This is a genomic window from Streptomyces sp. HNM0575 (genome assembly GCF_012726265.1).
In the GTDB taxonomy this organism is placed as follows: domain Bacteria; phylum Actinomycetota; class Actinomycetes; order Streptomycetales; family Streptomycetaceae; genus Streptomyces.
Window position 1 is genome coordinate 248,369 of sequence record NZ_JAASAG010000005.1, and the last position, 25,999, is coordinate 274,367.

The 25,999-nt window shown below is 72.0% G+C and carries 23 protein-coding genes and 1 pseudogene; 12 read left to right on the top strand and 12 right to left on the bottom strand.

The features are described from left to right. Positions 1-82 precede the first annotated feature (82 nt). Positions 83-2,461 (top strand): FAD-dependent monooxygenase, encoded by a 2,379-nt coding sequence (locus HCC61_RS14650; RefSeq protein WP_169136048.1) that lies wholly within the window; start codon positions 83-85, stop codon positions 2,459-2,461. A 64-nt stretch (positions 2,462-2,525) separates the two neighbouring features. Here the strand turns inward: HCC61_RS14650 and HCC61_RS14655 are convergent, their stop codons facing one another. The 3 genes from HCC61_RS14655 to HCC61_RS14665 form a co-directional block, all read right to left on the bottom strand. Continuing rightward, a complete protein-coding gene (locus HCC61_RS14655) occupies positions 2,526-2,756 on the bottom strand; it encodes a DUF3099 domain-containing protein (protein ID WP_169135874.1) in 231 nt (76 codons plus the stop codon). A gap of 89 nt (positions 2,757-2,845) precedes the next feature. Beyond that, complete coding sequence (locus HCC61_RS14660; RefSeq protein WP_346777223.1) at positions 2,846-3,631, bottom strand: PaaX family transcriptional regulator C-terminal domain-containing protein; 786 nt, start codon at positions 3,629-3,631, stop codon at positions 2,846-2,848. 108 nt (positions 3,632-3,739) lie between these two features. Then, entirely contained in the window at positions 3,740-5,629 is a 1,890-nt protein-coding gene (locus HCC61_RS14665; RefSeq protein WP_169135876.1) for an AMP-binding protein, read from the bottom strand. Between the two features lie 302 nt (positions 5,630-5,931). Between HCC61_RS14665 and HCC61_RS14670 the strand changes: the two genes are divergently transcribed. Both HCC61_RS14670 and HCC61_RS14675 read left to right on the top strand, forming a co-directional pair. Further along, a complete protein-coding gene (locus tag HCC61_RS14670) occupies positions 5,932-7,062 on the top strand; it encodes an acyl-CoA dehydrogenase family protein (protein ID WP_169135877.1) in 1,131 nt (376 codons plus the stop codon). Then, positions 7,059-7,487 (top strand): RidA family protein, encoded by a 429-nt coding sequence (locus HCC61_RS14675; RefSeq protein ID WP_346777200.1) that lies wholly within the window; start codon positions 7,059-7,061, stop codon positions 7,485-7,487. The genes HCC61_RS14670 and HCC61_RS14675 overlap by 4 nt, the downstream gene beginning before the upstream one ends. 40 nt (positions 7,488-7,527) lie before the next feature. On the opposite strand, the gene HCC61_RS14680 is transcribed toward HCC61_RS14675, so the two are convergent. Next, positions 7,528-7,932 (bottom strand): PIN domain-containing protein, encoded by a 405-nt coding sequence (locus HCC61_RS14680; RefSeq protein WP_169135878.1) that lies wholly within the window; start codon positions 7,930-7,932, stop codon positions 7,528-7,530. Beyond that, positions 7,917-8,171: a type II toxin-antitoxin system prevent-host-death family antitoxin gene (locus tag HCC61_RS14685; protein WP_169135879.1), complete on the bottom strand. Its 255-nt coding sequence runs from the start codon at positions 8,169-8,171 to the stop codon at positions 7,917-7,919. Before HCC61_RS14685 ends, HCC61_RS14680 begins: the two co-directional genes overlap by 16 nt. Before the next feature lie 393 nt (positions 8,172-8,564). Between HCC61_RS14685 and bla the strand changes: the two genes are divergently transcribed. After that, the gene (bla, locus tag HCC61_RS14690; RefSeq protein ID WP_169136050.1) at positions 8,565-9,509 is read left to right on the top strand and encodes a class A beta-lactamase; all 945 of its coding nucleotides are present in this window, start codon (positions 8,565-8,567) and stop codon (positions 9,507-9,509) included. A 113-nt stretch (positions 9,510-9,622) separates the two neighbouring features. On the opposite strand, the gene HCC61_RS14695 is transcribed toward bla, so the two are convergent. From HCC61_RS14695 to HCC61_RS14710, 4 genes and pseudogenes are all read right to left on the bottom strand, one after another. Further along, the gene (locus tag HCC61_RS14695; protein WP_206322538.1) at positions 9,623-10,414 is read right to left on the bottom strand and encodes an isocitrate lyase/phosphoenolpyruvate mutase family protein; all 792 of its coding nucleotides are present in this window, start codon (positions 10,412-10,414) and stop codon (positions 9,623-9,625) included. A gap of 164 nt (positions 10,415-10,578) precedes the next feature. After that, a complete protein-coding gene (locus tag HCC61_RS14700; RefSeq protein WP_169135881.1) occupies positions 10,579-11,316 on the bottom strand; it encodes a winged helix-turn-helix domain-containing protein in 738 nt (245 codons plus the stop codon). 387 nt (positions 11,317-11,703) lie between these two features. Next, a pseudogene (locus HCC61_RS14705) lies at positions 11,704-12,303 on the bottom strand (cache domain-containing protein); the annotation flags it as partial. A 163-nt stretch (positions 12,304-12,466) separates the two neighbouring features. Beyond that, positions 12,467-13,285 (bottom strand): GntR family transcriptional regulator, encoded by an 819-nt coding sequence (locus HCC61_RS14710; RefSeq protein ID WP_346777201.1) that lies wholly within the window; start codon positions 13,283-13,285, stop codon positions 12,467-12,469. A gap of 136 nt (positions 13,286-13,421) precedes the next feature. On the opposite strand from HCC61_RS14710, the gene HCC61_RS14715 reads away from it, so the two are divergent. The 7 genes from HCC61_RS14715 (at position 13,422) to HCC61_RS14745 (ending at position 20,731) form a co-directional block, all read left to right on the top strand. Next, positions 13,422-14,462: an ABC transporter ATP-binding protein gene (locus HCC61_RS14715; protein ID WP_169136051.1), complete on the top strand. Its 1,041-nt coding sequence runs from the start codon at positions 13,422-13,424 to the stop codon at positions 14,460-14,462. 179 nt (positions 14,463-14,641) lie between these two features. Continuing rightward, positions 14,642-15,832: an ABC transporter substrate-binding protein gene (locus HCC61_RS14720; protein ID WP_206322540.1), complete on the top strand. Its 1,191-nt coding sequence runs from the start codon at positions 14,642-14,644 to the stop codon at positions 15,830-15,832. A gap of 16 nt (positions 15,833-15,848) precedes the next feature. Next, on the top strand, positions 15,849-16,748 hold the full coding sequence (locus HCC61_RS14725; RefSeq protein ID WP_169135884.1) for an ABC transporter permease: 900 nt from the start codon (positions 15,849-15,851) through the stop codon (positions 16,746-16,748). 72 nt (positions 16,749-16,820) lie between these two features. Then, positions 16,821-17,636 (top strand): ABC transporter permease, encoded by an 816-nt coding sequence (locus HCC61_RS14730; RefSeq protein ID WP_169135885.1) that lies wholly within the window; start codon positions 16,821-16,823, stop codon positions 17,634-17,636. Positions 17,637-17,647: 11 nt separating this feature from the next. After that, positions 17,648-18,406, top strand: coding sequence for an IclR family transcriptional regulator (locus HCC61_RS14735; protein WP_169135886.1), 759 nt, complete (start codon positions 17,648-17,650; stop codon positions 18,404-18,406). 98 nt (positions 18,407-18,504) lie between these two features. Continuing rightward, positions 18,505-19,494, top strand: a complete 990-nt coding sequence (locus tag HCC61_RS14740; RefSeq protein ID WP_169135887.1) for a PDR/VanB family oxidoreductase — start codon at positions 18,505-18,507, stop codon at positions 19,492-19,494. 22 nt (positions 19,495-19,516) lie between these two features. Next, positions 19,517-20,731, top strand: coding sequence for a cytochrome P450 (locus tag HCC61_RS14745; protein WP_169135888.1), 1,215 nt, complete (start codon positions 19,517-19,519; stop codon positions 20,729-20,731). A 1-nt stretch (position 20,732) separates the two neighbouring features. On the opposite strand, the gene HCC61_RS14750 is transcribed toward HCC61_RS14745, so the two are convergent. From HCC61_RS14750 to HCC61_RS14760, 3 genes are all read right to left on the bottom strand, one after another. Further along, the gene (locus HCC61_RS14750; RefSeq protein ID WP_169135889.1) at positions 20,733-21,521 is read right to left on the bottom strand and encodes a ferritin-like domain-containing protein; all 789 of its coding nucleotides are present in this window, start codon (positions 21,519-21,521) and stop codon (positions 20,733-20,735) included. Positions 21,522-21,635: 114 nt separating this feature from the next. Further along, the gene (locus HCC61_RS14755) at positions 21,636-22,919 is read right to left on the bottom strand and encodes a hypothetical protein (RefSeq protein WP_240969012.1); all 1,284 of its coding nucleotides are present in this window, start codon (positions 22,917-22,919) and stop codon (positions 21,636-21,638) included. Positions 22,920-22,977: 58 nt separating this feature from the next. Further along, complete coding sequence (locus HCC61_RS14760) at positions 22,978-24,618, bottom strand: cytosine permease (protein WP_169135891.1); 1,641 nt, start codon at positions 24,616-24,618, stop codon at positions 22,978-22,980. A 448-nt stretch (positions 24,619-25,066) separates the two neighbouring features. On the opposite strand from HCC61_RS14760, the gene HCC61_RS14765 reads away from it, so the two are divergent. Beyond that, the gene (locus HCC61_RS14765; protein WP_169135892.1) at positions 25,067-25,969 is read left to right on the top strand and encodes a hypothetical protein; all 903 of its coding nucleotides are present in this window, start codon (positions 25,067-25,069) and stop codon (positions 25,967-25,969) included. Positions 25,970-25,999 lie beyond the last annotated feature (30 nt).

Consider the following 25,999-nt stretch of genomic DNA (forward strand, 5'->3'; position numbering starts at 1 on the left):
TGCCCCGACCGGGAGCGGCACCGGCACCGGGACCAGCACCCGCACCGGCACCGCAGGCGGCACGAGGACCGGCGGTGACGGGATGCGCGTCGCCGTGATCGGGGGCGGACCCGGCGGTCTGTACGCCGCCGCGCTGCTCAAGCGCCTCGACCCCTCCCGCAGCGTCACCGTCCACGAACGCAACGCCCCCGAGGACACGTTCGGCTTCGGCGTCGTCCTCTCCGACGAGACCCTCGGCGGCATCGAGCACGCCGACCCGGCCGTATACGCCGCGCTCAAGCGGGAGTTCGTGCGCTGGGACGACATCGACATCGTGCACCGCGGCCGTACGCTCACCTCCGGCGGCCACGGCTTCGCCGCCCTGGGGCGCCGCAGGCTGCTCGGCGTGCTGCACGAACGCTGCCGTGAGCTGGGCGTCGTGCTGCGCTTCCGCAGCGAGGCGCCGCCCGCGGCCCAACTGGCCGCCACACACGACCTGATGGTGGCCGCCGACGGGGTGCACAGCGCGACCAGGGACGCCTTCGCGAGCGCCTTCCGGCCGAAGGTGACCACGCACCGCTGCCGCTACATCTGGCTCGCCGCCGACTTCGCGCTCGACGCGTTCCGCTTCGAGATCGCCGAGACGGAGCACGGCGTGCTCCAACTCCACGCCTATCCCTACGAGTCGGCCGGAGAGTCCGGGCCCGGCGCCTCGACTGTCATCGTCGAGGCCCGCGAAGAGGTCTGGCGTGCCGCCGGGTTCGAGGGGACGGACGAGCGCGCCTCGGCCGAGCAGTGCGCCAAGCTCTTCCCCGAGACGCTCGGCGGCGGCCCCCTGCGCGGCAACAACTCGCAGTGGATCGCCTTCCGTACGGTCGTCAACGAGCGCTGGTCGCACGGGAACGTGGTGCTGCTGGGCGACGCCGCGCACACCGCGCACTTCTCCATCGGCTCCGGCACGAAGCTCGCCGTCGAGGACGCGCTGGCGCTCGCGGCCTGCGTGGCCGAACAGCCCGATCTGCCCGCTGCGTTGGCGGCGTACGAGGAGGAGCGCCGCCCCGTCGTGCTCTCCACGCAGCGCGCCGCACGCGGAAGCCTGGAGTGGTTCGAGGACCTGGCCACCTACACCGGCCAGCCGCCGCGGCAGTTCGCGTTCAACCTGCTCACCCGCAGCCGCCGCGTCACCCACGACAATCTGCGGCTGCGCGACCCCGGCTTCGTCGCCGGAGTCGAGGCCGAAGCGGGCGTACCCGAGGGCACTCCGCCGATGTTCACGCCGTTCCGGCTGCGTGAACTGACCCTGCGCAACCGGGTCGTGGTCTCCGCGATGGACATGTACTCGGCCGAGGACGGCACGGGAGGCTCGGGAGCCTGGCCCGGAACCGGGCCTGAGCCTGGGCCTGGGGCCGAGACCGGGCCTGGGGCCGGGCCCGGAGCCGGCGGCCTCGGAACTCCCGGCGACTTCCACCTCGTACACCTGGGCGCCCGCGCGCTGGGCGGTGCCGGTCTCGTCATGACCGAGATGGTGTGCGTCTCGCCCGGCGGCCGTATCACGCCCGGCTGCACGGGCCTTTGGACGGACGGGCAGGAGGCGGCGTGGAGCCGCGTCACCGGCTTCGTGCACGCGCAGTCGCCCGGCACGGCGATCGGCGTGCAACTGGGGCACTCAGGGCGCAAGGGCTCCACACGGCTGATGTGGGAGGGCATCGACGAGCCGCTCCCGGAGGGCAACTGGCCGGTGGTGGCTCCCTCGCCGCTGCCCTACCGCGAAGGCGTCAACCAGGTCCCGCACGCCCTGACCGCCGGTGAAATGGCCGCCATACGCGAGGAGTTCACCGAATCGGCCCGCCGGGCCGCGCGCGCCGGATTCGACCTCCTCGAACTCCACTGCGCCCACGGCTACTTGCTCTCCAGCTTCCTCTCGCCGCTGACCAACCGCCGCGCCGACGCCTACGGCGGCGGCATCGACGCGCGCCTCCGCTTCCCGCTTGAGGTCTTCGACGCGGTACGCGAAGTGTGGCCGCGGCAGCGGCCGATGACCGTACGGGTGTCGGCGACCGACTGGGCGCAGGGCGGCCTCACCCCGGAGGAGTCGCTGCGCGTGGCGGCCGCCTTCCGCGACCACGGCGCCGACGCGATCGACGTCTCCACCGGCCAGGTCGTCGCGGACGAGCGGCCCGACTTCGGACGCTCCTACCAGACCCCCTACGCCGACCGGATCCGCAACGCACTGGGCGCGCCCGTCATCGCGGTCGGCGCCATCTCCTCCTGGGACGACGTCAATTCGCTGCTGCTCGCCGGCCGCGCCGACCTGTGCGCGCTGGGCCGCCCGCATCTGTACGACCCGCACTGGACGCTGCACGCCGCGGCCGAGCAGGGTTACCAGGGGCCGGGAGCGCCCTGGCCCCTGCCGTACCGCGCGGGCAGCCGCAGACCGCCGACGGGTCGTACGGACGCGCCCAAACCGAGGCTTTCGCTCTAGGCGCCGTGACCGGGCGCGCTGCCGCCGCGGGGCGTGCGTCCGCCCTCTCGGCCGCACGTCCCCGTCATCGGCGGTAGGTGTCCCGGTCCGGGTTCCGGTCCTCGTCGAACCAGCGGTCGTCCGGCCCGCGGCGGTTGCCGACGATCGCCGCGATCGGCGGGATCACCAGCGCCACCACGCACAGCCCGACGGCGGCGGGCACGGAGATCAGGCGCACGAAACTCCACGCACTGACGAAGAGCACCAGGCATGTCGCCATCAGCACGAAGTAACGCTTGCGCCGTTGTGCGTACATATCTCAAGGGTATTGCGGTCACGGGGTTCGCGGGAGCCGTGCGACGACGGACCTCCGGCCGGCCTCGGGCGCCGGGCCGCGTCCCCGGCTCACCCCTGCGCGAAGCGCACCGCGTACTCGCGGCCTGGCTCGCGCAGGCGCTCGTGGAGCGCGAAGAAGACCTTCGCCGAGCGTTCGCCCGGCCAGTCGGACGGCAGCAGCGACGGGGGCAGTCCCGGGTCGGCGTACGGCAGCCGCCGCCATGCGTCGAGCGCCGGCAGATAGTCCCGGTACGCCTCCTCCGGCGACGCCCCGCGCCGCCGCGACCAGGAACGCAGCACCGGCTCGTGCACGTCAAGGAACCCCCGGTGCAGCGCCGCCAGCGACGGCAGGTCCCACCAGCGCGCCACCGCGTCCGCCGTCGGCTCGAAGCCCTCGTGCGTGCCGGCGAACAGGTCCACGTACGGGCTGAGACCGAGCCGCCCCAGGCTGTGACGCGTCTCCTCCTCCAGATGTGACGGGGCGATCCAGATGCCCGGTGCCGCGTTGCCGAAGCCGAGCCTGGCGAGGCGGGAGCGGAGTATGTGCCGGCGGCCCCGCTCGCTCTCCGGCACCGAGAAGACGGCCAGCAGCCAGCGGCCGTCCGGCACGGGACGGGCGTAGACACGGCGGTCGCCGTCGTCGAGCAACTGCCGTCCGGCCTCCGAGGGCGCGTATCCGGCCGCCTTGCTGCCGGGCCGGTCCGCGACGAGCAGGCCGCGCCGCTTGAGCCGTGACACGGCGGACCGTACGGACGGTGCGTCCACGCCGACCGCACCGAGCAGCCGGATCAGCGCGGCGACCGGCACCGTACTGCCGGGGAAGGCACGCCCGTACGCGCCGTAGAAGGTGAGGATGAGCGAACCCGGCGAGGGCCGGGAGGCGACCGGGGCACGGGCGCCGTCGGCGGCCCGGACGGCTCCGGTGCTGGTGGCGGCGGGCTGGGGCTGATTCACGCGGTCACTCTAGGCGGGCTGGGCGGGCTGTCCGTCCGGGGTCTGCGGCGCGGGCTCCGGTGCGGGCCCGGCCGCCGGAGTACGCGTCCCGTCGGCCTCCCGCAGCAGATACCGCTGGAGCTTGCCGGTCGGCGTGCGCGGCAGCGAGTCGGCGAAGACGAACTCGCGCGGGCACTTGTACGGGGTGAGCAGCGCGGTGACGAACTCCCGCAGCGCGTCGGCAGTCACCGCACCGGCCGCCATGTCCGATCCCGCCCCTGTGTCCGCTCCCGCCCCTGTCTCCGCTCCCGGTTCCGTGTCCGCTCCCGGTCCCGTGTCCGTCCCCGCTCCCGCCGCCGCACGCGCGCCTTCCCGCAGCACCACGTGTGCGACGACGACCTGGCCGCGCCGCTCGTCGGACCGTCCCACGACGGCGGCCTCGGCCACATCGGGGTGGCGCAGCAGGGCCTCCTCGACCTCGGGCCCGGCGATGTTGTAGCCCGCCGAGACGATCATGTCGTCGGCGCGTGCCACGTAACCGAAGTAGCCGTCGGGGTCGCGTATGTAGGTGTCGCCGGTGAGGTTCCAGCCGTCGCACACGTACTCGCGCTGCCGTGGGTCCGCGAGGTAGCGGCAGCCCACGGGGCCGCGGACCGCCAGCAGCCCCGGCTCGCCGTCCGGCACCGGCGCGAGGTGCCCGTCCTGGCCCCTGCGCACCACCCGGGCCTCGAACCCCGGCACGGCGACTCCGGTCGAGCCCGGCCTGGCCGCCTCGTCGGCGGCGGAGACGAATATGTGCAGCATCTCCGTCGCACCGATGCCGTTGATCATCCGCAGCCCGGTGGCCCGCAGCCACGCCTCGTAGGTGGCGGCGGGCAGGTTCTCGCCGGCGGACACACAGCGGCGCAGCGAGGAGATGTCGTACGTACGGCCCGTACGGTCCCGGGTGTCCCCGGCCCCGGCCCTGGCCCGAGACGAGCCGGAGAGCGAATCCGAAGGGGAGGCGGCGGCACCGAGCTTGGCGAGCATCCCGCGGTAGGCGGTGGGGGCGGTGAACAGCACGGTCACCCGGTGCCGTTCGACCGCCGCGAGCATCTGCTCGGGCCCGCTCCACTGACCCAGCAACGCCGCCGCACCGGCCCGCAGCGGGAAGATCACCAGCCCGCCGAGTCCGAAGGTGAACCCCAGCGGCGGGCTGCCCGCGAAGAGGTCGTCGGGCGTCGGGCGCAGTACGTGCGCGGAGAAGGTGTCCGCGACGGCGAGCACGTCGCGGTGGAAGTGGACGCACCCCTTGGGCTGTCCCGTCGTCCCCGAGGTGAACGCGATCATGGCGACGTCGTCGGCGGCCGTCGGCACCGCCTCATAGCGCTCCGGCTGCGACTCGCACAGCGCCAGCAGATCGTCCGGACGGCTCCCGCCGAAGGGCGTCACCGACAGCCCCGGTATCTCCGCCTTCTCCAGTTCCTCCAGCGAGTCCGCGTCGCACAGCGCGTGGCCGATCCGGCCCATGTCGCACACCTTGCGCAGCTCGTGCGCGCGCTGCGCCGCGAGTACGGTCACCGCGACCGCGCCCGCCTTCATCACGGCGAGCCAACAGGCCGCCAAATGCAGGGAGTTGGGGCCGCGCAGCAGCACGCGGTTGCCGGGCACGACGCCCAGCACACCGGTGAGGACGTGGGCGATCCGGTCGACCCGGGCACGCAGTTCGCCGTAGCTCCAGCACTCGCCGTCGTCCCCGCGCAGGGCGGGCCGCCCCTCGCCGTACCGTCCGGCGGAGACGTCCAGCAGCTCCACGCCGCAGTTGAGCCGGTCCGGGTAGCGCAGCTCCGGGCGGTCGAAGACGAGCCGCGGCCACTCCTCGGGCGGGGGCAGACGGTCCCGGGCGAAGGTGTCGACGTGTGCGGACGGGCTCAGTTGCATCGCGGGCCCCCTCGGGGATGTGCCGTGGGCCGGTGTCGTGCCGGTGTCGCCGGTGTGCCGTTGAGCGTAACGTGTTGGTGACGACAGTCAACGGTCCGCGATAGAGGAGGCGGCTGCTCAGCAGCGGGCGGAGGTGCGCGACCGCCGTAGGCCGCCGCCACGAGCGGCAGCACGGCCGGGCGGCCGGCAGAAGCGACCAGCAGGACCAGAAGCGACCGGCAGAACCAGCAGGACCGGCAGAACCGGCAGGACCGGCAGGACCGGCAGGACCAGCCGGATCAGCACCAGGAGGAGGCCCGTCGATGCCCGCGTTCGCACTCGAACCCGAGCAGTACAAGTGGTGCGAGGAGCTACGGGAGTTGGGGGCCCGTGAGCTGCGTCCGCTCGCCGAGGCCGGCGAGGAGGGCCGCATCAACCGCCCCCTCCTGGCCGCCCTCGGCCGACACGGCCTGCTCGGGCGGCTGTTCGCACCTGACGGGCGCCCCGCGAGCGCCCTCGACCTGTGCCTGCTGCGCGAATCCCTCGCGTACTCCTGCACCGAGGCCGAGACAGCGCTCGCCCTCCAGGGTCTCGGCGCCGGCCCCGTCGCCCTCGCCGGTACGGACGCCCAGCGCGCACGCTGGCTCGGCGAGGTCACCTCGGGCCGCGCCGCGGCCGCGTTCGCGCTGAGCGAGCCGGGCGCCGGCAGCGACGCTGCGGCCCTCGCCCTGCGCGCCGACCCCGAGGGAGACGGCGACGGCTGGCGGCTGACCGGCACCAAGACGTGGATCTCCAACGCCCCGCATGCCGACGTCTTCACCGTCTTCGCCCGTACGACTCAGGACGCGGGCCCGCGTGGCGTGACGGCCTTCCTCGTGCCGGCCGGGCGGCCCGGACTCGGCGGCGAGCCGCTGGAGATGCTCTCCCCGCATCCGATCGGCACGGTCACCTTCGACGGCGTCCACGTCTCGCGGGACGACGTGCTCGGCGAGGTCGACGGCGGATTCGGCGTCGCGATGCGCACGCTGAACCTCTTCCGGCCCAGCGTCGGCGCGTTCGCGACGGGCATGGCACAGGCCGCGCTGGACGCGGCCGTACAACACGCGGGCACGCGCGGCGCGTTCGGCGGTGTGCTGCGCGATCTCCAGGCGGTCTCCCACCAGTTGGCGGAGACGGCGACCCGGATCGAGGCGGCGCGGCTCCTCGTACACGCGGCGGCAGCGGCGTACGACCGCGGCGAGCCGGACATCGCGCGCCGTGCGGCCATGGCGAAGCTGCTTGCCACGGAGACCGCACAGCAGGCCGTGGACACCGCGGTGCAGATCCACGGCGCCGCCGCCCTACAGCGCGGCCACCTCCTCGAACACCTCTACCGGGAGGTCCGCGCGCCCCGCATCTACGAGGGAGCGAGCGAAGTGCAGCGCTCGATCATCGCGAAGGAGCTCTACAAGTGACCGACGCACACCCCGGCGGGCAGGAGCCCGCACTGCGGCGCACCAACCCGCCCGGACTCTCGCCGCCCACCGGCTTCTCGCACGCCGTGACCGCCACCGGCTCGCGCATCGTCTTCCTCGCGGGCCAGACGGCTCTGGACGCCGAGGGCAAGGTCGTCGGCGCCACGCTCACCGCACAGTTCGAGCAGGCGCTCACCAACTTGCTGACGGCGCTTGCCGCTTCGGGCGGCACCCCGGCGGACCTCACCCGCGTCACCGTCTACGCCACCGACGTCGCCGCCTACCGTGCCGAGGCCCGCGCCCTGGGCGCCGCATGGCGCCGCCACGCGGGCCGCGACTACCCGGCGATGGCGGTCATCGGCGTGACCCGCCTGTGGGACGAGGAGGCACTGGTCGAACTCGACGGCATCGCGGTCCTGAAGTGAGCGGTCCGGGTGCCGCAGACCCCCGGGGGTGACGCGCTTATCAGGACCCGGTGATCACGTGGACTCCGGGAAGATCCCCGAACCCCGCCTTCTCGTCGAGAGTGACCAGAGTGCGAGCGGTAGCGGCGGCCGTGGCGGCGATGATGAGATCATGGGCGCCCCTGGGCTTCCCTGTCCGCCGCACGTGTGCCAGAAGCCGGGCGTGTACGCGTGCGACGTCGGAGGTGTAGTCCTCCACAGGCACGAGTGCGTGTACACCGTCGACGTATTCCTGGCGCCGGATGCGGCGGTCACCGTCGCTGAGTTCGACTCCCAGTTGCAACTCGGCCAGTGTCATGGCCGAGATGGTGACGTCGTCGTCGGGCTCCAGCAGATCCGCCAGGCCTGTACGTTCCCGCTCTGCCCGGATGATGATCCCGGTGTCCAGAATCAGTCGTCGGGCCATGTCGCGTTCATTTCGTCCGTAACACTGTCGCGCGCAGAGGCGACGTCCCTTTCGAAGTCCTCGTCGACTGGGTGTGCGGCGAGGAAATCCATGAGCGCGCCGCCGTTCCCCGTCGTGGTCGGGGCGAGTGTGGCGAGCCGCCGCCCACCTCTCGTGATCACAATGGTCTCTCCGTGCTCGGCACGGTCGAGGACTGAGGCGAAGTTTCGTGACACCTCGGTCGCCGTCATCGTCTTCATGGAGTCAGAGTATCTGATTCCACCTGACCACGCATGGTTGCTGCGCCTCGCGACCGCATGGCCTCCCGGGCTCCGACTGTCACCGGGTTTCGTCCCTGGGAGGGCGGTCCGAACATCGGCGCAGGCCGGGATGCGGGGCTCCACCGTGGTGACCGCCCGGCATGATGCCGGACCAGCCGCCGGGCTGTTCCCCAGCCGTCGGCACCTTGCTCGCCGGGCGCTGGGGGACTCGGCCCACTCGACGTCGTCCCGGCCGCCCATGGAGCGGCTGCCGCCGTTCCCTTCGGGGCCCGTGCCGGTTGGCCGAAACCGTCCGTGTCCGGTGTACTTCGTGATCTGATCCACTGTACGGAGAGCCAACGACCCGAGAGAGGCGGCGACTTGAGCGTGCCCATGGACAGCCCGTCGCGCCGTTCGCTGCTGGCCGCCGGAGCGGGGAGCGTGCTGACGGGCCTCTGCACGTCCGCTTGTACGTCAGGTCCCGGCACAGCGGGGGAGTCCCACGGTGACGCGGTGCACGGCGTGGACGTCACCGGTCCGGTGCGGAGGCTGGAGCGTGAACACGCGGCACGCGTAGGGGCGTTCGCGTACCACACGGGCAGCGGCAGGACCCTGCTGCACCGCGCGGACGAGCGCTTCCCGCTCTGCTCCACCTGGAAGCCGCTCGCCGCGGCGGCGCTGCTGAGCGGCCGGCACCACGACCGGCACCACGACGGCGGCGGCGACGTCCTCGCGAAGCGCGTGCACTACTCGAAGTCCGACCTGGAGGAGTATTCGCCGGTCACCGGCACCCGCGAACACCTCGACCACGGCATGACCGTCCGGCAGCTGTGCGACGCCGCCGTGCGGTACAGCGACAACGCCGCCGCGAATCTGCTGCTGCGCGAACTCGGCGGCCCCGGCGCGATCACCCGGTTCTGCCGCTCCCTCGGCGACGAGGTCACACGCCTCGACCGGACGGAGACCGAGCTGAACTCCGCGGAGCCGTGGCGGAAGACGGACACGACCTCGCCCCGGGCCCTCGCGAGGACGTACATGCGGCTCACGCTCGGCGACGCCCTCGACCGGTCCGGGCGGCGGCAGTTGACGGACTGGCTGAAGCACAACACGACCGGCGGCAAGAGTCTGCGCGCGGGGCTCCCCGACGGCTGGACGGCGGCGGAGAAGACCGGCTCCGGCGCGTTCGGCACCAACAACGACGTGGGCATCGCCTGGACCCCGCGCGACCGTACGCCGGTCGTGCTCGCGGTCTTCACCACCAAGAGGTCCGCGGACGCCGAGCCGGACTATCCGCTGATCGCGAAGACGGCCCGGCTGCTCGCCCGGGCGCTCGCGTGACGCTGGCGAGCGACGGGTGACGCGTCACGGGTGAGGCGTGACGAGTGAGCCTGTGCCACCCGACGGCGGCCGGGCGCGGGGCGGGGCGGGGCGGCCTGAGACGAGTCGAACGGTCAGACACCGGCGGAGTGCCCGAACTCCCCGTGCAGTCCCTGCACTTCGCCGTAGCCCGGTACCGGCGAGGGGGCGGCGGGGTGCCCGGACGGCTCCGCGATGGAGCAGGCCAGGTCGACGGCTCGTTGCAGTGCCGCGCGGAAGAGCAGTGATCCCAGGCTGATGCGGGCGGCGCCGCGCTCCGCCAGTTCGTCGCGTGACAGGTGTGCGGGCGAGTACAGGACGTTCAGCGGCGTCGGCCCCAACCCGTCGGCGAGCGCGGCGATTTCCGCACCGTCCACCAGACCGGGCACGAAGACGCAGTCCGCGCCCGCCTCCGCGTACGCGGTGCATCGCCGCAGCGCCGCGGTGACCGTGGCGTCGGTGCCGAGCCAGTGCGTGTCGGTGCGGGCGTTGACGAAGAGGCGGCCCGGCGCCGCCTCCTTCAGGGCGGCGATCTTCGCCCTGTGCAGTCCCGGATCTGTGAGTACGCCGTCGGCACGCCCGTCCTCGATATTGACGCCCGTGACACCCGCCCGTGCCAACTCCGCGCCCAGCGCGCCCACTTCGGCCGGATCGTCGCTGAAGCCGTCCTCGATGTCGACGCTCACCGGCACCGGCAGCCGTGCCAGTCCGCGCCCCAGCGCGAGCGTCTCCTCGCGCGTGTCGCCCGTGCCGTCCGGCAGCCCCGCCGCGGCCGCGACACCGAGACTCGTCGTGCCGATCGCGGGGAAGCCCCGCCGGTGCAGGGCCGCCGCCGAGGCGTGGTCCCACGCGTTGGGCAGCAGCAGCGGGCGCTCGCCGTGATGCAGCGCCCTGAACGCCTCGAACCGGGCATCACCGCCGGGGGCCTCTTCGTGCGTTCCCTCGTGCGTCGCCCCGCACTTTCCTCCGTGCGTTCCCTCGCGTGTTCCGGCACGCGTTCCCGCACGCGTTCCGTGGTCCGTCGCCGTGTCCGTGCCGTCCTCGTACCTGCTCACGCGGGTGCCTCCGTCCGCAGGTCCAGCAGCTCCGCCAGCGCGTCCCGGCCCTTGGCCGTGACCCTCAACGCCCTTGCGCTGCCGATGCGTTCACACCAGCGCTCGTCGAGTGCGTACGTACACAGAGCCGCGCCGGCGCGTCCCGCCAGGTGCGGGCGGCGTTCCGTCCAGTCCACGCAGGAGCGGGCCATCGGGCGGCGGCTCCCCGGGCGCTGCGCCAGATCGATGCCCAGCCGCGCGAACCACTCCATGCCCTCGTCCGTCACCGAGAAGCCAGTGGACTGCTGGAGCAGGCCGCGCCGCAGCAGCGCATCGGTGACGCCGACGCCGAGGGAGCCCGCGAGGTGGTCGTAGCAGGTACGCGCCCGCGCCATGGCCGCGCCCGCCGAGGCGGCGCGCAGCCCCCGGGGTGCGGGCGGAGGCCCGGCGTGTGCGGCGAGATCCTCGATGAGCTGGGAGATCTGCGGCCCCGCGATATGTACGTACCGGTGCCGGCCCTGCCGTGCCTCGGCGAGCAGCCCGCCCGCCACGAGCTTGTCCAGGTGGGTGCTCACGGTCGCCGCAGTCACTCCGGCCGCACGCGCCAGCTCGCCCGCGGTCCAGGCGCGGCCGTCCTGCAACGCGAGGCAGACCGAGGCGCGCGTGGGATCGGCGAGCAGCCCGGCCAGCTCCGCCAGCCGCTGCCCGCTGCGCTCGGGCTCTCGTGATCGTCCCGTACGTCGTGGTCGCTCCATACGGACATGGTGCGCCCGTGACACTTCGACGGGCGCCGAAGTGACGCGGGGGCCGGGCGGGCCCGGTCAGTCCTCGGCCGAGGCGCCTCCGCCGGCGGCCGTCACCAGGATCAGCGGGATGTCACCGCAGGGCCACAGACTCAGACCGTCGTACTCGGCGCCCGCCGCGACCTCCGGGACCTCCGCGACCCCCGTGTCCCCCGCGACCTCCGCCACTTCGGCGGTCGCATCGGCGGCCCCGGCCCCGGCCCCGGCCCCGGCCAACCCGGCGTCCTGCGGTCGCGCGTCCTGCGCACCCTGCAAATCCCGTGCGTCCTGCGCACCCTGTGCGCCCCGCGCATCCGTTCCGGTCCGGTCCGCGTCCCCGGCCCCCGCCGCCCCGGCCGCCGACGCGAAGTCCGGCCCCTTCAGCAGCGAGCCCGCAAGATGCCGGGCGTACGTCGAAACCGCCACGCGCCCACGGGAGTTGACCAGGCACGCGGGTCCCGGGAGCCGTTGCAGCACCGGCATCACGGCGGCCTCGAAGTCCGGCAGATACACGTCGGCCGCGGCGACGCCCGTGAAGCGCCCGTCGACGTTCACCGGCGCGGACAGCGTCAGGCTGTACTCGTCGGAGCACAGGTAGTCCACGTAGGGCCCGGCGACGGCACGCCGCCCCGTGTCCCGCGCCAGCGCGTACCACTCCCAGTGCGTGTAGTCCGAGTACGCCGAGTGCTCCGGGTCGAGGTCCAGCAGCAGCGGCCGTACGTCGCCGCCCGGGCCCGTCTGCCACCACTCCAGCCACGCCTCTGCGTCGTCGAGCAGCCCGGGCGCGGCCACGAAACCCGCCCCGGACATCAAGTCGAGTTGCGCCAGCCGCTCGTGCAGTCCGGGCCGGAGGTCGGCGAGGTCGGCGGTGGTGGGGCGTCTGCCCTCGGCGGCGACGCCGGCCAGGAGCCGTGCGCAGTCCGTACGGGTCTCGGCCACGGCGTCGAAGACGCACTCCAGGGCGTCGCGGACGCCGGCCGCCGCCTCGGGCGGACCGTATGCCGCCGCGCCGGCCGCGGACGCAGCGGACGCGTGTTGCGCGGACGTTTCGTTCGCGTTCGCGTTCGCGGACGCCGCCGCGCCGCGCGCTCGCGCTTCACGCGCGTCCGCGCAGGCCGCGCCGTCAAGTACGTGTGTTCCGCCTCCTGCGGGACGAGGACTGCTGCCCACGGGTGCCCTCCTTGGTGTGCGGACCGCCGGACTGACCGGGGATGCCGAGGCGGAGGTCGACCAGGCGCTCCATGGAGACCTGGACGCACTGCTCGGCAAGGGCTCTTGCATGCTCCGCCGCACCATCGTGCACCGCACAGATCACGGCGCGGTGACGATCGCAGACGTCTTTGAGATGCCTCTCGTCCCCGAGTACGAGACATACGAGCGCGCCGGCCTCCGCGTGGATACCTACCAGCTCGCGCGTCAACCGTGCCGACTGCGCCGCCGCGGCCAGCTCCACATGGAAGCGTCCGTGCAGCCGGCTGCGCCCGGGAGGGTCCGCCGCGTCGGTCAACTCCTCGACGGAACGGTGCAGCTGATGCAGATCGCCGGGCTCGGTGCGCTGTGCGGCGAGCCGGGCCGCCGCGCCGGAGACGGCGGTCCAGTGGTCGCCGAGGTCGCGCAGCTCCTCAAGGCTCCAGCCGCCGAGATGGCTCAGCAGCCGCTCCTCCACGGGCCCTTCGGGCACGGTGACGAAGCTGCCGCCGCCGCGCCCCCTTCGGGTGGTGACCAGACCGCGCTGGCGCAGCGCCATGAGCGCCTCGCGCAAGGTGACCGTCGAGACCCCGAGCTGGGCGGCGAGTTCGGGTTCGCCGGGCAACTGCTCGCCGTCGCTGAGCAGTCCGAGCTCGATGGCGTCGCCGAGCCGCCGTACGACCGCTTCGACGCGGGCCTGCGCGCCGATGGGCGTGAAGACGGTTCTTCGGGCGCCGTCGTGATCTCTCCTCACGGCCACCACCTTGTCACTTGGCTCAGGCTTTACCTGAAGAGGGCCTTGGACGGTCTTGAAGGTTGAACTATGACTTCATATATTTACCGCCGCCCAACGTCCACAGCATCAGAAAGGTTCCCGGAACATGGAGGGGATCGAGGGGAAAGCCGTCCGGCTGCGGAGCCTGCGCAAGGTGTTCGGCAGGACCGAGGCCGTCGCGGGCATCGACCTGGGCATATCCGACGGCGAGTTCTTCTCCATGCTCGGACCGTCGGGCTCGGGCAAGACCACGGTGCTCCGCATGATCGCCGGCTTCGAGACGCCCACGAGCGGCACCGTCGAACTGGACGGCAAGGACGTCACACGGCTCGCGCCCTTCGAGCGCGACGTGCACACCGTCTTCCAGGACTACGCGCTCTTCCCGCACATGACGGTCGAGCAGAACGTCGCCTACGGCCTGAAGGTGCGCAAGGTGCCCAAGGACGAACGGCTGCGCCGGGCCGCCGAGGCGCTGGAGAGCGTACGCCTCGAAGGCTTCGGCAAGCGGCGGCCCACCCAGCTCTCCGGAGGCCAGCGGCAGCGGGTGGCCCTTGCCCGCGCGCTCGTCAGCCGCCCCCGCGTGCTGCTGCTCGACGAGCCGCTCGGCGCGCTCGATCTCAAGCTGCGCGAGCAGATGCAGATCGAACTCAAGGAGATCCAGCGCGAGGTGGGCATCACCTTCGTCTTCGTCACCCACGACCAGGACGAGGCGCTCACCCTGAGCGACCGGATGGCCGTCTTCCAGGACGGCCGCATCGAGCAGACCGGCACGCCCGCCGAGATATACGAGCGCCCGGCGACACCCTTCGTCGCGGGCTTCGTCGGCACCTCCAACCTGCTCACCGGCGAGACCGCCGAGCAAGTCGTCGGCAAACCAGGCACGTTCAGCGTCCGCCCGGAGAAGATCCGGGTGGTCAGGGAGCCGGCGGCCGGCGCCGACGAGCCGGAGCACACCGCCGCCACAGGCACCGTCGCCGAGGTCGTCTATCTGGGAGACGCCACCCGTTTCCTCGTCGACCTCGACGCCGGGGGACGGCTCACCGCCGTCCAGCAGAACCTGGAGACCTCCTCCGAGGACGTCGCCGCGTACCGCGGCTCGCGGGTGAGGCTCCAGTGGCACCACCGGCACAACTTCCCCGTCGCCGAGGCGCGTTGAGCGCCGAGACGGCCCGTACCGACACCGACCCACCACCACGTCCCGTACCGCTCCGACCCACGACCGCGCCCGCAGCGACACCGACCGACCTCGTCCGCACCGACCGACCACGTCCGCACCGACCCACCGGCCGCACCCACGACTCGCCGCCCCTTCATCCCGTGGAGATCTCCGTGCGCATGTCCCGAACCCTCAAAGTGCTCGCCGCATCCGGCGCCATGCTCCTGGCCGCCGCATGCGGCTCCTCCGGCTCCTCGTCGTCCTCGACCGGCGCCGTCGACCCGCCCGACCTCAAGCCGCAGAAGAAGCTCGGCAAGAGCGAGAAGTCGGTGAACCTCATCGCGTGGGCCGGCTACGCCGAGGACGGCAGCAACGACCCGAAGGCCGACTGGGTCACGCCGTTCGAGAAGCAGACGGGCTGCAAGGTCAACACGAAGACCGCCGCCTCCTCCGACGAGATGGTCAGCCTGATGAAGACGGGCCAGTACGACGCCGTCTCGGCGTCCGGCGACGCCTCGCTGCGGCTGATCGCCTCCGGTGACGCCGAGCCCGTCAACACCAAGCTCGTCCCCAACTACAAGGACATCTTCAAGGGGCTGAAGAACCGGGACTGGAACTCCGTCGACGGCAAGCCGTACGGCATTCCGCACGGCCGCGGCGCCAACCTCCTCATGTACAACACCGAGAAGGTCAAGCCCGCCCCCGACTCCTGGAAGGCCGTCTTCGACGACGCCGGCAAGCACAAGGGCAAGGTCACGGCGTACGACTCGCCGATCTACATCGCGGACGCCGCCCTGTACCTGATGAAGCACAAGCCGTCGCTGGGCATCAAGAACCCCTACGCCCTGGACCAGAAGCAGTTCGACGCCTCCGTCGACCTGCTGAAGAAGCAGAACGCCGACATCGGCGAGTACTGGAGCGACTACCTCAAGGAGATCTCCGCGTTCAAGAGCGGCGACTCCGTGGTCGGCACCTCCTGGCAGGTCATCCTCAACACCGCGCAGGACGAGGGCGCCAAGGTCAAGGCCGTGCTGCCCAAGGAGGGTTCGACGGGCTGGTCCGACACCTGGATGGTCTCCTCCAAGGCCAAGCACCCCAACTGCGCCTACAAGTGGCTGAACCACATCGTCTCGCCGAAGGCGAACGCCCAGGTCGCCGAGTACTTCGGCGAGGCGCCGGCCAACTCCAAGGCCTGCAAGCTGACCGCCGACAAGAACCACTGCCGCACCTACCACGCGGACGACGAGCCCTACTGGAAGAAGGTCCACTACTGGACCACGCCCACTCAGCAGTGCCTCGACGGGCGCAAGGACGCCAAGTGCGTTCCGTACGCGAAGTGGGTCCAGGCCTGGACCGAGATCAAGAGCTAGGACGGGACGTACACCGATGAGCAATACCGAGCGGGCCGCCGGGCACAGCGCCCGGCGGCCGGCCGGGACCCTGGCGGGCCTGCTGCACCGCCGCCCCCGGCTGCAACTCTCCCTGCTGCTCTCCGCGCCGCTGACGTGGCTGATACTGGCCTATCTCGGCTCGCTCACCGCGCTGTTCATGTCCGCGTTCTGGACGACGGACACCTTCACCTCGAACGTCGTGAAGGTCTGGTCGCTGGACAACTTCACGACCATCCTCACCGGCGGCGCCTATCAGCAGGTCGCGCTGCGCAGCGTCGGCGTCGCCCTCGCGGTCACCGCGATCTGCGTGGTGATCGCCTTCCCCGTGGCCTTCTTCACCGCGCGCATCGCACCGCGGCGCTGGCGGCCCCTGCTCGTGGTCGCCATCCTCACGCCGCTGTGGGCGAGTTACCTGGTCAAGGCGTACGCGTGGCGGCTCATCCTCGCCGAGGGCGGGCTGCTGGAGTGGCTGCTGTCGCCCTTCGGCCTCGACGGCCCGGGATACGGGCTGACCGCGACCGTGCTCGCACTGGCGTACCTGTGGCTGCCGTACATGATCCTTCCGATACACACCGGGCTGGAGCAGATACCGGACAGCCTCCTCGACGCGTCATCCGACCTCGGCGCCCGTACGGGACGCACCTTCCGCTCCGTGGTGCTGCCGATGCTGCTGCCGTCCATCGCCGCCGGGTCCGTCTTCACCTTCTCCCTCAGCCTCGGCGACTACATCGCCGTGCAGATCGTCGGCGGCAAGACACAGCTGATCGGCAACCTCATCTACTCCAACATCACCCTGGATCTGCCGCTGGCGGCCGCGCTCGGCACCGTTCCCGTGGTGGTCATCGTGATCTACCTGCTCGCGGTGCGGCGCACCGGCGCCCTGAGCAGCCTCTGACGGGGGGAGAGGGGACGAAGTGACGAGGGGCGACGACGGCACCCGACCGGACACACCACGAGGCATACGACGATGAAACTCTCCCGGCCCGCACGCATCGCAATGGGCACCGCCGCAGCGCTCGGCTTCGCGGTGATCTACATACCGCTCTTCCTCGTCCTCATCAACTCCCTCAATCCCGACCGGAGTTCGAGCTGGCCGCCGCCGGGCGTCACCTTCCACTGGTGGGCGGACGCCTGGGGCAGCGCGGGCGCACGGCACGCCCTGGTCACCTCGCTCCAGGCGGGCGTGGGCGCGACCGCCGCCGCGCTCGTGCTCGGCACGCTGATCGCCTTCGCCATCCAGCGCTTCCGGTTCTTCGGCCGGGAGGCGCTGTCCTTCGCCGTCGTACTGCCCATCGCCCTGCCCGGCATCGTCACCGGCGTCGCTCTCAACACCGCCTTCCGCACGGTGCTCGAACCCCTCGGCGTCGGGCTCGGCCTGTTCACGGTCGTCGTGGGCCACGCGACCTTCTGCGTCGTGGTCGTCTACAACAACGTCATCGCGCGGCTGCGGCGGATGCCCGGCAGCTACGAGGAGGCGGCGATGGACCTGGGCGCGGACACCTTCCGGTCCTTCGCCGACATCACGTTCCCGCTGGTGCGTTCGGCGCTGGTGGCGGGCGGTCTGCTGGCGTTCGCGCTCTCCTTCGACGAGATCATCGTGACGACCTTCACCGCGGGCCCCGACACCCAGACGCTCCCCATCTGGATCTTCTCCAACATGGCGCGGCCCCAGCAGGCCCCGGTGGTCAACGTCGTCGCCGCGGTGCTCGTGCTGCTCTCCGTCATCCCGATCTATCTGGCGCAGCGGATGTCGTCCGACACGGCGTCGGGCAGCAGGATCTGAGACGACCGGAATTGCGGGCCGCCGCGGGCGAATCGGTGCTGTCGCGGGTGATACGGATCCTCGAGACGTTCGGCAGCGATGTCACCGTCCTGTCGGTCTCGCAGATCGCCCGCCGCTCCGGCCTGCACGTGGCCACGGTCTCCCGGCTCGTAGAGCAGATGACGCGCCTGGGGCTGCTCCAGCGCGACGGCCGCAGCGTCCGCATCGGTGTACGGATGTGGGAGCTCGGCTCGCGCGCCTCGCCGACCGTCGGCCTGCGGGAGGCCGCCATGCCGTTCATGGAGGATCTGCACGCGGTCGTCGGGCACCACATCCAGCTGGGGGTCCGTGAGGGCGACGAGGTGCTGTTCGTCGAGCGCCTGGCGGCGCCGGGGGCCGTGATCAACTACACCCGCGTCGCCGGGCGGCTGCCGCTGCACGCCTCCTCCTCCGGCCTGGTCCTGTGCGCACACGCCCCGGCGGACGTCCAGGAGCGCGTCATCGCGGGACCGCTGCGGACCTACACGGAGCACACCATCGGCACGCCGCGGCGGTTGCGCAGCTTCCTGGCCCAAGTACGGCGCCAGGGCTACGCGTTCTGCCAGGGCCACATCCACCCCGACGCCGCCGGCATCGCCGTACCGCTGCACGACGCGCGACGCCGGGTGGTGGCGGCGCTCGCGGCGATCGTGCCCAACGACGAGAACGCACGCGCGCAGATCCCCGCTCTGCGGGCGGCAGCGCGCGGCATCTCCCGGGCCATGGCCGGTCGCGAGGCCAACGGGACCTGAACGCGCGGAGGTTCCCTCTCACTGAGTGAGAACACCATGGTGGCGGGGCCTCCTTGTGCCACATCCTCGGGCTGCTGCCGGAGCACGAGGAGCCGAGGATGTCTCTCACCGCCTCTCCAGACCCACCGCCGGAACCGGGCGGCAGCTCGCGCAACACGCTCCGCGTCGAGCGCAAGAGCAAAGCCGCCGACGGCGTCGTCGGCCTCACGCTGGTGCACCCGGGCGGCAGACGGCTGCCCGACTGGGCGCCCGGCGCGCACATCGACCTGATCCTGCCGTCCGGCGTCACGCGCCAGTACTCGCTGTGCGGGGACCGCTGGGACGCGTACTCGTACCGCATCGCCGTGCTGCGCGAGCCGGGCGGGCGCGGCGGCTCCGCTTACGTCCACGACGAGTTGGAGCAGGGGGACCTGGTGGACGTGGGCGGGCCGCGCAACAACTTCCCGCTCGTACCGTCCGAGGAGTACCTGTTCATCGCGGGCGGCATCGGCGTCACGCCGCTGCTGCCGATGATCCGCCAGGCCGAACTGCTCGGTGTCGACTGGACGTTGCTCTACGGAGGGCGCACCCGCGACTCGATGGCGTTCACGGACGAACTCGGCGCGCACGAAGGCCGCGTCACCCTCGCCCCGCAGGACGAGTGCGGTCTGCTCGCCCTCCCGGCGTGGCTCGACGGGCCGCCCCGGCCGCGCACGAAGGTGTACGCATGCGGGCCCGGCCGCCTCCTCGAAGCGGTCGGGGCGCGCTGCGCCCACTGGCCCGCGGGCCTGCTGCGCACGGAGCGGTTCGTGCCGAGCGTCCCGCGCGCCCCCGTGCGCGACGAGGCCTTCGAGGTGGAACTCGCGCGGCAGGCGACCTCGGTCACCGTCGAGCCCGGGGTCACCGTGCTCGAAGCCGTGCGCACCGCGGGGGTGAACGTGCTGTCGTCCTGCGAGCAGGGCACGTGCGGCACCTGCGAGACCGGAGTGCTCGCCGGACGTCCCGACCAGCGCGACTCCATCCTCGACGACGGCGAACGGGCCGCCGGTGACTGCATGTTCATCTGCGTGTCCCGCTCGTGCGGCCCCACTCTCATCCTCGACCTGTGACGCCACACGGCAAGGAGCCGCCATGACGACCTCCGCTACACACACCGTGGTGCCGGTGAGCCACGTCGACCCGTTCGGCCATGAAGTCCTCGAAGATCCGCACCAGTTCCACGCGGAGCTGCGCGACGCGGGCCCCGTCGTCCACCTCACCGCGCAGGACGTCTACGCGCTCGGCCGTCACGAGCAGGTGCACGCGGCGCTCAGCGACTGGCAGAGCCTCGAATCCGGGGCAGGGGTGGGACTGAGCAACTTCCGGCACGCGAAGCCCTGGCGCCCGCCGAGCCTGCTGCTGGAGGCGGACCCTCCACGGCACGACGCCCCGCGTGCCGTGCTCACGCGGATCCTCGGGCCGCGTGCCCTGCGCAGGCTCCGCGACGCCTGGTTCGCCGACGCCGCGGCACTGGTCGAACGGGTGCTGCGCACACCGGAGTTCGACGCGGTCACCGCGCTGGCCGAGGAGTTCCCCCTCCGGGTCTTCCCGGACGCCGTCGGAATCCCGAAGGAGGGCCGCGAGAACCTCCTGCCCTACGGCGACCACTTGTTCAACGCGTTCGGACCGCCCAACGACCTGGTGGAGAAGGGGACTTCGCGCATCGCGGAGCTCTCCGAGTGGGTCGACGCCCAGTGCCGTCCCGCCGTGCTGGACGAGGACGGCTTCGGCGCCCGGATCTGGGAGGCGGCCGGGCGCGGCGACATCACACCGGAGCAGGCGCCCCTGGTCGTACGCTCGCTGCTGTCCGCGGGAGTCGACACGACCGTGCACGGACTCGCCGCCGTGCTGCACGCGTTCGCGACCCACCCCGGCCAGTGGCGCCGCTTCAGGCGGAACCCGGGCCTGGCGCGCGTCGCCTTCGACGAGGCGGTGCGCCTGGAGTCACCCGTGCAGACGTTCTTCCGTACGGCCGTCACCGATGTGCGGATCGGTGGCGCCGTGATCCCGGGCGGCCGGAAGATCCTGATGTTCCTCGGCGCCGCCAACCGCGACCCGCGCAGGTGGGAGCGTCCCGGCGAATTCGACCTGTCGCGTGACCCCTCGGGGCACGTGGGCTTCGGCATGGGCATCCATCAGTGCGTGGGACAGCATGTGGCACGCCTGGAGTCCGAGGCGCTGCTGACGGCGCTGGCCGAGCGCGTGGAGCGCATCGAGATCGCCGGCCCCGTCGTACGCCACCACAACAACACGCTGCGTGCCCTGAGTTCCCTGCCGGTGCGGGTCGTGCGCGCCGGCCGGGCCTGACTCACACCACGGGGGCGGTGCTGCGCGCCGGCTGCCCGAGGGCGTTCAGCTGCTCCGGCATCGTCAGGTTCACCATCCGGCGCCAGGCGCCGAAGCGTTCGTACGCGTACATCACATGGATGCCCGCGGCGATCGGCACGGTCCGCACCGCGGGCCAGTCCAGCAGCCGCCCCATGTGGGACATCACCGAGAGGGAGACCTCACGGTGCACGACGATCTCGGCCAGGGCGGTGCGCCGCAGACTGCGCCGGATCGCCGGCTCGTGCCCGCGCGCGGCCAGCCGCAGCAACTCCTCGTGGCAGTACGCGAGATGGGCGTCCTCGTCGTGGCTGATCATCCGCACTGCGCGGGCGGTCTCGGAGTCGTCCTCGCAGCAGGCCAGCAGCATGGCCATCTGGTCCGAGGCACGCTGCTCGGTGACCCGGCTGTGCGTCAGATAGACGATGATGTCGTGCTCGGTGAGCGGCTCGTCGCGGCGCAGCTTCTCGTGCATCAGCCCGATGCCGCGGCGCTCCAGCAGCATCGTGTAGTCGGTCTCCAGCGGCACCGGGACGGGTTCCAGTCCGCGCTTCTTCAGCAGCGCGTTGAAGATCCGGCCGTGCTTGTCCTCGTCCGTCCCATGCCTGGTGATCTTCGGCGCCAGGTCCTGCATGCTCTCCGGGACCAGCGCGGCGATCCGTGCGTTCTCCCAGCCGCCCTGCGCCTCCCCGCTGGCGGCGATGGAGCAGAAGAGCTGGAAGGAGCGGTCGTTCTCCAGAATCTCCCGGAGCAGATTTCGGGACGAGAGCATCAGTGCCACCTCCGTACGGCGTCCGCACAACCGAGTCAAAGGGGGCGGGGGACAACCGGCAACAGCAGGGCGGCTTCCGTGTGCCAAACGAAGGAGGACGGGCCGCCCGCGGCGTCAGAAGCCGCCTCCGCCGAAGTCACCGCCGCCGAACCCGCCGCCGTCGAAGCCGCCCCCGTCGCCGAATCCTCCGCCGTCCCCGAAACCGTCTCCGAAGTCCCCGCCGTAATCGCCGCCGTAGTCCCCGAAGCCGTCGCCGTACCCCCAGGGCCCCATCGCGTTGCCGAGCAGCGTTCCGACCAGCAGACCCGGCAGTATGCCGCCGCCGAAGTAGCCGCCCGCCCACGGTCCGTAGACGCCGCCGGCCTCCCAGTACGGACGCCGGCCCTCCGGGGTGTCCACGTTGCGGGCCATGGGCTCCGCGCCGTCCCGCAGCCGTGCCGCGTCCGCCGCGCAGACCGGCACGGTCCGCTCGGTGCCGCCGGGCGGCGCCCAGCGCACGTCCTCGACGGACGGCCCGTGGCGCGGGTCGAAGAAGCACGGCACGCGGCGTTCCGGAAGCGCCTCGCCGTTCCGTCTGGCCTCCAGGGTGGCCAGCGCGAAGCGCCCGTCCTCCAGGGACTCCGTGACGGGGCGTACGTCGCCGGGCCCGCGGGCGGCGTCCATCTTCCGCTTGGCCTCGTCGTAGGAGTCGATGGCACGGGTGTAGTCACCGCGCATGGCGTCGTCCGAACCGCGGTCCTGCGGATCGAAGCCGATCCGGTCCAGCTCCTCGCCGAAGGCCGTGATGTCCTCGTCCACCACGGGACGCAGCTTCTCCAGCTGCTCCCGCTGCCGCTCGGCCTCGCGCCTGCGCGCCCGGTTGCGTACGAGGAGACCGCCGCCCAGGCCCAGGATCAGCAGCGCGAGCAGCACCAGCAGTACGAAGCCGCCGCCCGTGCCGCGTCCCTGGCCGCCGTCCCAGGAAGCCGGTGCGTCGCCGCGGGCGTTGGCCGTCGCGCCGTCCACGAAGCGGTCGAGTTTCGCCTCGGTGTCGCCGCCCGGCGCCTCGGAGGAGTGGCGCAGGCCGTTCACTGCGCTGCGGGACATCACGGATCGGTCGGCTCCCGCGGCGAAGCCGCCGCCGAGCGTGACCCCGTAGACGCCCCTCTCGCCGACCTGGGCGCGCAGGTCCCGCAGCAGCGTCGACGGCGGGAACTCCTTCGCCTTCGGCAGCACGGCCACGAAGACCGGCTTGTCCGCCTTCTTGATCTTCCGGGTGAGGTCCCTGGCGTCGGCGCCCGAGAGCCGGCCCGAGGCGCGCGGGTCGACGTAGACGGGGCCCTCGCGCAGCGCGGCCGCCACCTCGCCGACGCTGTCGGCCCTGTCCGCGGTGTCCGCCGCGGCGGCGCCGGGAGCCATGACGGACATCGGCAGAAGGAAGGCGGCCACGAGAACGAGGGCCGGCCTGAGAAGTCTGTTATGTCGTATTCGACTCATGCGGGCCGTGTACCCCGGATCCACCGGGATGCACGGCACCGGTCTCCGTCCCGGTGCCGGGGGCGGCTTGCGCACCGGCCCGGGAGCGGGTTCCGTCCGCTGCGGGCGCCGTTCCCGTTCCCCGGGTCGCCCGGCCCGTCCGTGCCGCCGTGACCGGCGCCGTGGGCGCGTCCTTCGAGGGCACCAGCCGTGGACCGCCCGGTCCGAAGACGGCGCGCGGCTCCGGGAAGACGAAGAGCAGCACCACGTACAGCACCGCGGCGACGGCCAGCGTCACGACCAGGCTGATGTCCACGCCGCCTGCCGTGTTGCGCCAAGGCCCGGCGATCAGCGGTGTGTTGGCGAACATCAGGCCCGTCACGGTGGCCGGCAGCCACGCGCCCATGCCGCGCCAGTTGACGCCGCGCGTGAACCAGTACGCACCGCCCTGCTCGCCCCTGTTGAAGACCTGGATGTGGTCCGGGAGGTAATGACCGCGCCGCACGAAGTAGCCGATCATCATGATCGCCATCCAGGGCGAGGTGCACAGCACGATCAGGGTCGCGAAGGCGTTGATGCTGGAGACGATGTCGAAGACGAAGTTGCCGATGAAGATGAAAGCCACGGAGAGCGTCCCGATGAGCACGGTGGACTGGACCCGGCTGAGGCTCGTGAAGATCGAGGAGAAGTCCAGGCCCGTCCCGTACAGGGCGGTCGTGCCCGTGGACAGCCCGCCCACCAGGGCGATGGCGATCAGCGGCAGCGCGTACCAGAGCGGCGCGACGCGGGAGAGCCCGGCGACGTAGTCGTTCGGGTCGGCCACGAGGGTCGCCGTCGCGACCCCGAAGAGGAACGGCAGCAGGCTCGCCGCCTGCGCCAGGAACGGCGCCGCCAGCAGCCGCCGGGCGCGGTGGCGGTCGGGTATGTAGCGCGACCAGTCGCCGAGGAAGGCGCCGAAGGAGACCGGGTTGGCGAGCGCCGCCAGCAGCGCCAGCGTCCACGTGGGCCAGAAGCCGCCGAGCGCGTAGTGGCCCGTGCCCGGGTACGAGGCGTCGAAGTCGCCCGCGAAGGCGAGGATCCCCAGCAGCATGATCAGCGAACCGGCGATCACCGCGATCTTGTTGATGAGCAGCATGAACTGGAAGCCGTAGACGCACACCACGACGACCGCCGTCGCGATCAGCCCGTAGGAGACGGCCCGCAGCGCGTCGCCGCCGTCGAACCCGAAGAGCCGGTTCGCCGCCCCCACGATCGCGTCTCCGCTGACCCAGACCGAGATCGAGAAGAAGGCGATCGCGGTCAGCAGCGACAGGAAAGACCCCACGCACCTGCCCACGACGCCGAAGTGCGCGCCGGAGGAGACCGCGTTGTTCGTACGGTTGCGGGGACCGAACAGCGCCATCGGCATCAGGATCAGCGCACCGGCGAGCACGCCGGTGACCGTGGCGGTCGCCGCGGCCCAGAAGCTCAGCCCGTACGCGACGGGCAGCGTGCCCAGGATGATCGTGGCGAAGGTGTTGGCGCCGCCGAAGGCGAGCCGGAAGAGATCGAGGGGCGTCGAGATCTGCTCCTCGACGGGGATGGGTGCGACGCCGTGGTGCTCGACCTCGGTGACGCCCGGGCGGCGGGGCGTGTCGGACATGGGTGTTCCTCGCGCGGGGACTGTCTGTACCCGCAGCAGGCTGTCGCCCCGCCCCGGCATCCCGGCACCCGCCGGTGTGGAGTACGGGCACGGCCGGTGTGTACGAAACGGCCTTGGACGATAAGGGACTTCGCGCACGGCGGGCCCCGTGCGCGGCACGCAGCGCCCGGCCCACAGCGCCCGGCACGCCGCGGCCCGGCCCGCGGCGCTTCGTGGAGCCCGGCCGGCGCCGCTTTGAGCATCGGATGCTCTGTTCCGGACCCCGCCGCGGGGAGATCTTGGGCGATGTCTGCTCGGCCCGGCTGGCGGAGGGGGGAACGCGTTCCGGCAGCCTTCGACCACCGACGCAGACCTCCCGCGGAGGCGCGCGAGACGAGCCGGTCCCGCTGTGGGCGGCGCGGTTCGCGCGCCCCGGGGAGCTCCTCGACCGGGAAGAACGGAGGCTGGAATGGAGACCAGACCGAGCAGGAGGATCCGAAGAGGCGTCGTGGCGGCCTTCACCGCGGCACTGCTCGCGGGAGCGGGGGTGTTCGGCTGGACCGCCGCGGGCGGTGAGGCCTCCTCCGAGGGAGGGCTGCTGCCCAGGGCCGAGTTGGAGCCGTCCGGGGTCAACGGGGAAGCCGTGGCTGAGACATGCGGCGAGTTCGGCGAGGACGCCGGCGTGACCGATCCGAAGACCGCCAGGAACCGGATCAAGGAGAACTCGTTCGAGGACTCCCACGCGTGCACCGAATACCAGGGGGAGGAGTACGCACCGGAGAACTTCGCGAATCAGCGCCCCGTGGACGCGGTCCTGGAGGACTGCCGTACGGGCCGGGCGGTCTGCGAGTTCACTCCCACCCGAGAGCCCGAGACGTTCACCGAGAGGTTCAAGCTCGGTACGCGGAAGGAGAACTGCACCGACGGCGTCTCGGAGGAGAAGATCAGCAAGAAGATCGTGGTCGGCACGAAGGACAGCACGGGCCACACCTGGGGGAAGACCGAGCGCAGCGAATGGTCCCTGGCCCCGGACATCTCCGTCACCGGGCCCGACGGGGCCGGAGGCGGAGGTTCGCTCTTCGGCGTCGGCGCCTCGACCGAGCGGAAGGACGAGCACACCACCGTCACGGAGAAGAGCTACTCCCGTGAGGACCTGGAGGAGAGCGTCATCAGGCTCAAGCCCGGGACGGCCGGCTCGTTCTCCTTGAAGCAGCAGCTGGTCGAGCAGGTCGGGACGCTCAGGGCGTTCTACGTGATGAACGACGACGACACGCCTTTCGGGGTCGTGCAGCGCGTCGACGACTACAGCGCCGTCGGCCCGACCGACGCGGGCCGCATCCGCGAGAAGGCGGAGCCGGTCGACTGCGGCTGACGCCCGGCCCGCCGATCCGGCGCTCGTCTC

What these genes read in the sequence shown, in the direction of transcription:
- HCC61_RS14650 (WP_169136048.1), top strand. Translation starts at nt 83, where the DNA reads ATGCGCGTCGCCGTGATCGGGGGCGGACCCGGCGGTCTGTACGCCGCC.
- HCC61_RS14655 (WP_169135874.1), bottom strand. Translation starts at nt 2,756, where the DNA reads ATGTACGCACAACGGCGCAAGCGTTACTTCGTGCTGATGGCGACATGC.
- HCC61_RS14665 (WP_169135876.1), bottom strand. Translation starts at nt 5,629, where the DNA reads ATGCAACTGAGCCCGTCCGCACACGTCGACACCTTCGCCCGGGACCGT.
- HCC61_RS14670 (WP_169135877.1), top strand. Translation starts at nt 5,932, where the DNA reads ATGCCCGCGTTCGCACTCGAACCCGAGCAGTACAAGTGGTGCGAGGAG.
- HCC61_RS14680 (WP_169135878.1), bottom strand. Translation starts at nt 7,932, where the DNA reads ATGGCCCGACGACTGATTCTGGACACCGGGATCATCATCCGGGCAGAG.
- HCC61_RS14685 (WP_169135879.1), bottom strand. Translation starts at nt 8,171, where the DNA reads ATGAAGACGATGACGGCGACCGAGGTGTCACGAAACTTCGCCTCAGTC.
- bla (WP_169136050.1), top strand. Translation starts at nt 8,565, where the DNA reads ATGGACAGCCCGTCGCGCCGTTCGCTGCTGGCCGCCGGAGCGGGGAGC.
- HCC61_RS14700 (WP_169135881.1), bottom strand. Translation starts at nt 11,316, where the DNA reads ATGGAGCGACCACGACGTACGGGACGATCACGAGAGCCCGAGCGCAGC.
- HCC61_RS14720 (WP_206322540.1), top strand. Translation starts at nt 14,642, where the DNA reads ATGTCCCGAACCCTCAAAGTGCTCGCCGCATCCGGCGCCATGCTCCTG.
- HCC61_RS14725 (WP_169135884.1), top strand. Translation starts at nt 15,849, where the DNA reads ATGAGCAATACCGAGCGGGCCGCCGGGCACAGCGCCCGGCGGCCGGCC.
- HCC61_RS14730 (WP_169135885.1), top strand. Translation starts at nt 16,821, where the DNA reads ATGAAACTCTCCCGGCCCGCACGCATCGCAATGGGCACCGCCGCAGCG.
- HCC61_RS14740 (WP_169135887.1), top strand. Translation starts at nt 18,505, where the DNA reads ATGTCTCTCACCGCCTCTCCAGACCCACCGCCGGAACCGGGCGGCAGC.
- HCC61_RS14745 (WP_169135888.1), top strand. Translation starts at nt 19,517, where the DNA reads ATGACGACCTCCGCTACACACACCGTGGTGCCGGTGAGCCACGTCGAC.
- HCC61_RS14750 (WP_169135889.1), bottom strand. Translation starts at nt 21,521, where the DNA reads ATGCTCTCGTCCCGAAATCTGCTCCGGGAGATTCTGGAGAACGACCGC.
- HCC61_RS14755 (WP_240969012.1), bottom strand. Translation starts at nt 22,919, where the DNA reads ATGGCTCCCGGCGCCGCCGCGGCGGACACCGCGGACAGGGCCGACAGC.
- HCC61_RS14760 (WP_169135891.1), bottom strand. Translation starts at nt 24,618, where the DNA reads ATGTCCGACACGCCCCGCCGCCCGGGCGTCACCGAGGTCGAGCACCAC.
- HCC61_RS14765 (WP_169135892.1), top strand. Translation starts at nt 25,067, where the DNA reads ATGGAGACCAGACCGAGCAGGAGGATCCGAAGAGGCGTCGTGGCGGCC.